Here is a 6897-nt window from a genome sequence, read left to right as displayed (position 1 = left end):
CAGTGACTTTGGCGTGTCGAATGAAGGCGCTGGATTCCAGCTTTCGCTGGAATGACGGGAGTGAGGGATGGCGGAAGGAGGGATGCTTCGTGTACTTCGTCCCGCCTCGTCGTCCCAGCGAAGGCCGGGACCCGGTGACTTCGGTGTCGTTGCCTGGTTGTGCGAAACCCGGGTCTGTCGTGATCGGCACCGTGGGAAAGCTGCCACAAGGGGGGCTGGTGGAAAGCTCGGATACCCCGGCACACGCCATGTGCCGCCCACGGTGCCGATCACGACAGACCCGGGATTCATCTGCTCAGGGGCGCGCCACCCCCGACAGTTCGACGCGGCGGTTCGGTGCCAGGCAGGCGATCAGCGCCTTGCGGTCGGTGTCCCGGCATTGCGCGACCGGATCGGCCTTGCCGCGGCCTTCGACCTGCATGGCCGAAGCGGGCACGCCGCCGTCGGCGAGGAAGCGCCGCACGGATTCGGCGCGCCGGCGCGACAGCCCCAGGTTGTAGCTGTCGCTGCCGATGCGGTCGGTATAGCCGACGATCAGGATGTTCTGGATGTGGCTGGCCGACTGCACCTGTTGCAGCAGGGCGGAGAGCTGGGCGCGTCCCTGTTCGGTGAGGTCGGCGCTGTCGAAGTCGAACAGGGCGTCCGACGACAGCCGGATCGGCTCGGCCGGCATGGGGGCCGGGGCGGGCTCGGGGGCGGGCGTCGTCGTCGGCTCGCCCAGCACCGACTTGCACGACTCGGGCTTCCAGTGGAATTGCTGCGCGCGGTAGTCCTTGTCGAAGTCGATCCGGTACTGGCAGCTGAAGTAGTCGTTGCTGCCGTCCGCCTTGCGGAAGTCGAAGATGTAGTTCCACTGGCGCACACCCATCAGCCCCTCGCTGAAATGCGGCGCGCCGAGCAGGTTGTAGAGCTGGGTCTTGGTCATGCCCGGGGCGATCTTCCGCAGGTTCTCGATGTTGACGAAGATGCCCTCGGGCACGCTCGCGCGCGACGGGTCGGGGAAGCTCACTTCCGTGGCGCCGCCGTCTCCGGCCGTTGCCTTGCTGTGGACGCTGCTGCAACCGGCCAGGGCGCAGGCCAGGCCGATGGCCGCGGCCGGTAGTGCGTGTCGTTTCCAGGATGCGGATTGCATATGCCCCCCTTTGGTCTTCAGTCCGGTAGGTCCGAGTGTCGTCCGTGTCTCACCACTGCATGCCGGCGCCGACCGTGACGCCCGCGTCGCCGCGGCTGTTGGTCGAACCGCTCAGCTTGTAGACCCAGCGGCCGCCTTCGGAAATCATCGATACGCCGATGGCCAGGCTGGATTCGCCGCGGAAGGTGCTGCCGGCCACGGACGCCATGCTCTTGCCCGGCTCGTAGGCCTGCGGCAGGCCGGCCATGGCCATCGCCGCCGCCACGCCGGCGTTGGCGCGGTTGCCCATCCGCTCGACTTCCTGGTCGGTGTAGGACTTGGCCCAGTTGGCGGTCTGCTGCATGCCGTCCTTGAACTGCTGCATGTTGACCGCGTCGGTGTCGGCCACGCCGGCGGCCACGTTGTGGATCGTGGTGTTGCCGCTGCCGTTGCCCAGGGTCACGTTGGCGTAGTCGACGCTGCCGTCGGTGCGGGTGTCGTAGCGCACGTTGCCCTTGGTGGACGCGGTCATCGCCGACTTCACCTGGCCGACGTTGGCGGCGTCGGTGTCCGCGGTGCCGGCGGCGACGTTGGTGATCTGCCGTTCGTTGCCGGCGCTGCCCACCGAGACCGTGCCGGCGCGGTCGGCCACGGAACCGGCGCCGATCGCCACCGAGTCGTCGGCGCTGGCGTTGGCGCCGTTGCCCATGGCGACGCTGTCGGTGCCGCCGGCCTTGGCCTCGGGGCCGATCGCCACGCTGTTGGAGCCGGTGGCGCTGGAGTCGGCCAGGGTCGAGTTGACGTTGAAGTATTTGACCTTGCCCGAGCCCTGCTGCAGGTTGGTGATCGCGTCGTAGAGGCTGGTGTTGCTGTAGACGTTGGTGGTGTCCTGGGTCCAGTGCCACAGTTGCGAGCCGTTCACCGCCCCGGTGCTGGCGGCCGTCTCCGCGCCCGCGGCGAGGTTGCCGATGGCCACCGGCGCGCCGCCGCCGTCGCCGGCCAGGGTGATCCGGTTGGTGGCGTTGCCCGAGGTGTCGGCGTCGTACTTCACCGCCAGCTTGTCGACGGCCTGGATGTGGTTGTCCACCGCCTTGAGCTGGGCCACGTTCACCGCGTCGGTGGCTGCCGCGCCGGCTGCCACGCCGGTGATCTGGCGGCCGCCCACGTTGAGTTCGCCGGTCGAGTCCTGCGGATCGGCGAGGCCGTAGGCGGTGTAGCCGGTCAGCGCGCCGACCAGGGTCGAGGAGCCGGCACCCAGCGCGATGCTGTTGGCCATGCCGGCCTGGGCGCCCATGCCGATGGCGAGCGCGTTGTCGGCCGTGGCGCTGGCCGTGTCGCCGATCGCCATCGTGTGGCCGGCGCTGGCCGTGGCGCCCTTGCCCACGGCCAGGCTGCCGTCGCCGCTGGCGGCCGCCGCGCTGCCGACCGCGATGCTGTCGGCGCCGGTGGCGCTGCCGTCGGCGCCGCTGCTGTTGGCATGGAAATACTTGATGCCGCCGTTGTTGATGGTGTCGATGCGCTTGTTGACGTTGACGAGGGAACCGTCCACGGCGGAGAACGCGTCGGTGACGTTGCTGTAGTCGCCGGAGGTGCTGCTGCCGTCGGCGGCGATCGAGGTGAGCGTGAAGGTCGGCCCGGTCCAGGCGCCGGTAGTGGGATCGAAGTGCGTGGTGCCGCCGAAGTAGTTGGCGACGGCGGTGTTGGTGGCGGCGAGCTGGCCGCCGTTGACCGCGTCGGTGCTGCCGGCGGCGACGTTGCCGTCGGCGAGGTTGGTGATGGCGACCGGGGCGCCGCTGCCGTCGCCGGCCAGGGTGACCTTGTTGGTGGGGTTGCCCGAGGCGTCCGCGTCGTACTTCACTGCCAGCTTGCCGACGTTCTGCACCCGGTCGTTCACCGCGCTCAACTGGCGCACGTTCACCGCGTCGGTGTCGGCGGTGCCGCCGGCGACGTTGGTGATCTGCCGCTCCGCCCCCGCGGCGCCGACCGATACCGCGCCGGCGGTGGAGGCCACGGCCGCGTTGGAGAACCGCTCGGTGGCGCCGGCCATGCCTGCCCGGTCGGCGACCGCATTGCTGCCGAGCGCCACGCCGCCGCCGCTGCTGGCCGTGGCCGCGCCGCCGATCGCGACGCTGTCGGCGCCGGTGGCGCTGCTGTCGGCGGCGCTGCTGTTGGCGTGGAAATACTTGATGCCGCCGCCGTTGTTGATGGTGTCGATGCGCTTGTTGATGTTGACGACGGAACCGTCGACGGCGGAGAACGCGTCGGTGACGTTGGTGTAGTCGCCCGACGTGCTGCTGCCGTCGGCGGCGATCGAGGTGAGCGTGAAGGTCGGGCCGGTCCAGGCGCCGGTGGTCGAATCGAAGTGGGTGGTGCCACCGAAGTAGTTGGCCACGGCAGTGTTGGTGGCAGCGAGCTGGCTGCCGTTGATCGCGTCGGTGCTGCCGTCGGCGACGTTGCCGGCGGCCAGGTTGGAGATGCCGATCGGTACGCCGGTGTCGTCGCCGACGAGGGTGACGTGGTTGGTCGCATTGCCGCTGCCGTCGGTGTCGTAGCGTACGGCCAGATTGCTGAGGTCCTGCACCTGGTTGTTCACCGCGCTCAACTGGCGCACGTTCACTGCATCGGTGTCGGCAGTGCCGCCGGCGACGTTGGTGATCTGCCGTTCCGCACCCGCGGCGCCGACCGATACCGCGCCGGCAGTGGAGGTCACGGCCATGTTGGAGAACAGTTCGGTGGCACCGGCCATGCCGGCCCGGTCGGCGGTCGCGCCGACACCCAGGGCTACGCCGCCGGTGGCGGTGACCGCCGCGAACTGGCCGAGGCTGGTGCCGTCCGTCACGGTGGCCTGGGCACCTTGGCCGACGGCCGTGGAACGCACGCCGCTGGCCTTGGCGTTCATGCCCAATGCCGTGCCGTTGTTGCCGGCCGTCGCATTCCGGCCGAGTGCCGTGGCCTGTGCGATCGTGGCCTGGGCATTCGAACCGACGGCCGTGGACTGCGGACCCGTGGCGATCGCCCCGTCGCCCAGCGCGACCGTGTTCTGCGCGCTGGCTTTTGCGCCGTTGCCGATGGCTACTTCGCGCACGCGGGTGAGGTCGGACGAGTCGCCCGCCACGGCGCCGTTGCCGATGGCGATGCTGCTCTCGCTGATCGCCTGGCTGCCGGGCCCGATCGCGATGCTGTCCGTGCCGGTCGCGCTACTGTCGGTACCGCTGCTGTTGGCGTGGAAGTACTTGATGCCGGTGTCGTAGATGTTGGTGATGACCTTGTTGGTGGCGAACAGCTGTGCGCCGTTCACTGCATCCGTGCTGGTGGCGTTGAGCGCGCCCTGCCGCAGGTTGCCGAGCCGGGTACCGCCGGTTACGCCGCCGTCGGTGCTGGCCGTGCCGGCGAGCGTCACCGAGGCATGGCTGGCGTCGTCGTACTGCACCGCGTTGCCGGCCACGTTGGCCACGCCTTGCAGCTGGGCGACATTGACCGCGTCGGTGGCATCCCGGCCGGCCGCCACGTTGGTGATCTGCCGCTCCTGGCCGGCTGCGCCGACCGATACTTCGCCGGCCGAGTTCTGTGGTGCGGTCAGGCCGTAGGCGGTGTAGTTGGCCACCGCACCGCGGTTGGCGGCGGACTTGTAGCCCAGCGCGACGCTGTTGGCCACGCTCGAGGTGGCTTCCGCGCCAACGATGGTCTGCGCATTGGCGGTGCCGGCGGCATCGTCGCCGATCACCACGGAGTGGCCCAGGCGCGTGGCGTAGTCGGCAGTCGGCACACCACTGGGATTGTTCGGATCATTCAGGCCATTGCCGGGGAAGGCCGTACTGGCATCCACGCTGGCTAGGGTGTGGCTGGCATTGGTGCCGATCACCACTTCCTTCGAGCCGTTGGCCGAGGCGCCGTCGCCGACCAGCACCTGGTAGTCCTGCGCGGCATTCAGCGCCCAGCACTGCTCCTTCAGGATGCCGAGCACGTTGAGGCAGGTGGAGGCCCAGGCGGGCGCCTTGTCCGGCAGCACCAGGCCGAGCAGGCCGCCGGCCGCGCCGTTGTTGATGTTGGTGATGTAGTTGCCGGAGGTGACGCCGCCGACCAGGGTGAGGTGCGAGTTGGTGCCGGTGCCGCCGAGCACGGTGCCGTCGGTGGTGGTGAGCAGCGAGCCTACCGGAGTCAGGTTGAGCAACGGGATGCCCAGCGCGCTGAGGGTCGAATAGCCTTGCGTGAAGTTGGCGCTGCTCACGCGCAGGCTGCCGGAGGACACGTAGCCGTCGGTGTTGTTGAACAGGCTGTTGGCGGTCGGGCCGAGCAACTGGGTGGCCGTGCCCACCACGCCGCCGTTGCCGATGATGAGGCCGGTGGGCGTGGGGCTTGGCGCGGGCACCGTCGGCACGGCGTTGGCGACGAACGCCTGCGGCGCGGCCACGTTGAACGAGGCCGACAGGCCGGCGGCGGTCGACAGCGGCGAGGCGGCGGCAAAGGCGACGGCGGGGGCCAGCGATGGGGAGGTGGTCGCTGCGTCGTCGTCCTTCTTTGCCGCCGTCTTCGCCGTGTCTTCCTTTTCCTCACCCCCGACGATGTCGCTGTAGGACGTGGGCTCGATCGCCTTGGGCGCGGTGGCGTACACGAGGCGGCGGTCGGAAGCGGTGGCCGAGGCCGGGTCGGCGGGCTGCAGCCGGTGCGGAAGGCCGGCGGCCACGACGGCGCCGGCCTTGGCATCGATGCGGGCGGCCTGTGGCAGTACGGCAGGCAACGGCGCATGCGCGCCGTCGTGCGCGGTCAGGTGCGCCTTGGCATCGGCGCCGGCATGCACCGGGACAGGGGCCGAGGCCACGGCGGCGCGTGCGTGCAGCGACGCGCCGGTGGCGGCTGCGGTGCTTGCGGCATGGGCGTGGACGTCGGCCTTCAGCTTCAGCGGCGAAGCCAGGGTGGCGATCCTGCGCGGCGCCGGCTTCGCGGCCTGTGCGCCGGCAAGGGCCGGTGCGTGCGCGAGGTGCGGCACGGCCACCGACACCCGCGCACCGACCGCGGCCGAGACCGGGCCGGCGGCGACGCGGGCGGAAGCCTGCACGGCCGCGTGGCTGGTGTCGTACTTGGCTACCAGCGCCTGCAGGTCGGCGAGCTTCGCGTCCTGCGCGCTGGCGGCCGCGCTGTGGAAGAGCCCGAGCGCGCCGAGGATCGCCGCGCAGAGCATGGCGGCGGGCCGGCCCGCCGGCCGCCGGACGAGGACGCCGGCGCGCTGCCTGGACGATGCCAGCTCGGAAGCGACGACCATGGCGCCAAGCGCCTGGCACCAGACGAGACGATAGATGCGGTTCATGGTGATGCCCCCTTGGATGTATGCCGATACCTGGCGTGGCACATGCCGTCTGCGATGGCCTGCCGGCCGTCGGGACGCTGTGGGGAGCATTGGATCGCAGCGCGCGCGCGGCCAATGTGCCTATCCGGCATCGCGCTATGTGTATCCGGCAATCCATGGGACGAATCCGGCAAGCGCGTGCACGAATACGGCAAAACGAGCTGTGGAGCGGCTTGCGGGGCATTGCTTGACGCTGGGTCTGGTGCGGTGTGGGCAGTTGTTGCTCGCGGTGCGTGCTCTTGTTCGTGCGGTGCGTGCTGGTTGGTTTGCGTGGAAGGTGGTGTAAGTGGGTCGGACGGTGGTGGGCCGGTAGCAGGTGGAATGGCGAGAGGAAGGCGGAAGCCGGTTTCGTGTCCAAACGAGCCAAAGTCGCTGGGTCCCGGCTTTCGCCGGGACGACGGTTCGAGGTGGGATCGAAGGGCGAGCCCACCATCCGCCATCG

The 6897-nt window shown here is 70.0% G+C and carries 2 protein-coding genes; both read right to left on the bottom strand.

Going from position 1 to position 6897, the window contains the following annotated elements; genetic code table 11:
- Positions 1 to 295: 295 nt before the first annotated feature.
- Positions 296 to 1132, bottom strand: coding sequence for an OmpA family protein (locus ASG87_RS01805; protein ID WP_055999872.1), 837 nt, complete (start codon positions 1130 to 1132; stop codon positions 296 to 298).
- Between the two features lie 49 nt (positions 1133 to 1181).
- Positions 1182 to 6416 carry a YadA-like family protein gene (locus tag ASG87_RS01800; protein ID WP_055999869.1) on the bottom strand — a complete coding sequence of 1745 codons (5235 nt, stop codon included), beginning with the start codon at positions 6414 to 6416 and terminating at the stop codon, positions 1182 to 1184.
- Between the last annotated feature and the right edge of the window lie 481 nt (positions 6417 to 6897).

Origin of the sequence: Frateuria sp. Soil773, from assembly GCF_001428405.1 — a bacterium.
Classification (GTDB): domain Bacteria; phylum Pseudomonadota; class Gammaproteobacteria; order Xanthomonadales; family Rhodanobacteraceae; genus LMSL01.
Note: the sequence above shows the minus strand (reverse complement) of the source record. Positions and strands in the feature narration are given on the sequence as shown.

What these genes read in the sequence shown, in the direction of transcription:
- ASG87_RS01800 (WP_055999869.1), bottom strand. Translation starts at nt 6,416, where the DNA reads ATGAACCGCATCTATCGTCTCGTCTGGTGCCAGGCGCTTGGCGCCATG.
- ASG87_RS01805 (WP_055999872.1), bottom strand. Translation starts at nt 1,132, where the DNA reads ATGCAATCCGCATCCTGGAAACGACACGCACTACCGGCCGCGGCCATC.